This is a genomic window from Stenotrophomonas sp. HMWF003 (assembly GCF_003061285.1).
In the GTDB taxonomy this organism is placed as follows: Bacteria; Pseudomonadota; Gammaproteobacteria; order Xanthomonadales; family Xanthomonadaceae; genus Stenotrophomonas; species Stenotrophomonas maltophilia_AP.
Genome location: NZ_QAIW01000470.1, coordinates 5,304 through 6,831 on the forward strand (window position 1 = coordinate 5,304; position 1,528 = coordinate 6,831).

At 71.7% G+C, this 1,528-nt stretch carries 3 protein-coding genes; all 3 read left to right on the forward strand.

Features of this window, described 5'->3' with window-relative positions:
• Positions 1 to 244 (forward strand): OmpA family protein (locus tag DBR34_RS24495; RefSeq protein ID WP_258224228.1); only part of this gene is annotated, 244 nt, incomplete at its 5' end.
• Positions 234 to 896 carry a DUF2894 domain-containing protein gene (locus tag DBR34_RS20985; protein ID WP_128098213.1) on the forward strand — a complete coding sequence of 221 codons (663 nt, stop codon included), beginning with the start codon at positions 234 to 236 and terminating at the stop codon, positions 894 to 896. The genes DBR34_RS24495 and DBR34_RS20985, both read left to right, overlap by 11 nt.
• Positions 897 to 1,201: 305 nt before the next feature.
• On the forward strand, positions 1,202 to 1,501 hold the full coding sequence (locus tag DBR34_RS20990) for a hypothetical protein (protein ID WP_128098214.1): 300 nt from the start codon (positions 1,202 to 1,204) through the stop codon (positions 1,499 to 1,501).
• Positions 1,502 to 1,528: the final 27 nt, after the last annotated feature.

Below are 1,528 nucleotides of genomic sequence, written 5' to 3' on the forward strand. Positions count from 1 at the left end.
CCAGGTGCGCGAAGGCAACCGCCAGTTCGCCGACAACTGGGCGCTGTCGGCCGAACGCGCGCTCACCGTCACCCGGGCGCTGATTGCCGAAGGCGTGCCCGCCTCGGCGGTGTTTGCCGCCGCCTTCGGTGCCGAGCAGCCGGTGGATTCCAACGCCGAGGAAGCCGGGCGCGCGCGTAATCGCCGCGTTGAAATGGCACCGATTCCGCGGCCGAAAGCCACGGCGGCAGCCGATGCCCCGTAAGTCGTTGCCGGTGGCCGCACAGCTAGATGCGTGGCGCGGGCAGCAGCTGGACCGGCTCGACCCGGTGGGCTTTGCGGTGATCGAGGCCTTGCAGGTGCGTGCGCAGGCATACCAGGGCGCAGTGCGACAGCTGCTGGATGCGCGGCTGTCCACGCGGGTGGCGGCGTATGCGGCGCGCGTTGCCGAACAGACTGCGCACGTGCCACGCCACACTCGGGCCGCACCCGCAGCCACCGACCGCGCACGTCCGCTGTCGGGCCTGCTGGCGACGTTGTCCGCGCATGCGCATGCGCATACGCAGGCACCGTCGGTGCCGCACGACGCACCTCTCGACACCGCGCCCACACCGGCATTCCCCGCGCTGCCGGCCATCAGCGAGTTCCGTGACCTGTGGGCCACGGTGCGCAATGAAAGCCAGAAACGCATCTCGCTGGCGCAGGGCCCCGGCGACGGTGGCCCGTTGAATTCGGCGGTGCTGGTGCACCGCTCGCTCACCTTGATGAGCGAACTGTCACCGGGCTACCTGCAGCACTTCCTGATGTACCTGGACAACCTGGCCTGGCTGGAACAGATGCAGCCGCGCACCGCAACGCCGGCGCGTGACGTGGGGCGTATCGCCAAGCCGCGCCGCGCCCGCACCCCGAAGGCCTGATCGGCCTACCGGCACGGCGCGCCCTGCGCCGCCCTGGATATACCAAGGTATATCGCCGCTAACCCACGGGCATCTAGGCCTGCGTGCAGCGGGCGCGGACAATACGCACACCGGCCAGGCGCACTGCGTCGCCGGCATCGCCCCTTCACTACCGGACATTCCCATGGATCCCGACCCCGATCCTGCCGGGTGCCGCGCGCCCCTGGTTCCGCCCCTGCCCTGTTCCACCCCGGCGTCCGGCCGGCGGCGTCCGCACCCCTGAGTGCCGGGCGGCCGGCGGGCGCTGCCTGCCCGGAGGCCTGCCGATGCACTACAAGATCCTCTACATCACCCTGCGCCGCCTGATCCTCGATCGCGACGTGGCCGGCCTGCGCAGCCAACTGCTGCAGCACGGTGCCCCGCTGTTCGCACGCGCCCTGGCCCTGGGCTCCGAGCGTGTCATCGCTGACGCCCTGAGCCTGCTGCCGATCTCCGAACGCCTGCACGTGCTGCGCCACCTGCCCGCCGCCCTGCGCAGCGCGCTGCTGCCGCTGTGCTCGCGCGGCAGCCCCGGCCCGGTGCGCCCGCGCTGGTCGTTTCCCATCGCCCACGTCCAGCACGCCTGATCCCCGCCGCGACGGCCTGTCCTGACG

Bases quoted from the DNA above. Each gene is read 5' to 3' on its own strand.
- DBR34_RS20985 (WP_128098213.1), top strand. From the start codon at position 234: ATGCCCCGTAAGTCGTTGCCGGTGGCCGCACAGCTAGATGCGTGGCGC.
- DBR34_RS20990 (WP_128098214.1), top strand. From the start codon at position 1,202: ATGCACTACAAGATCCTCTACATCACCCTGCGCCGCCTGATCCTCGAT.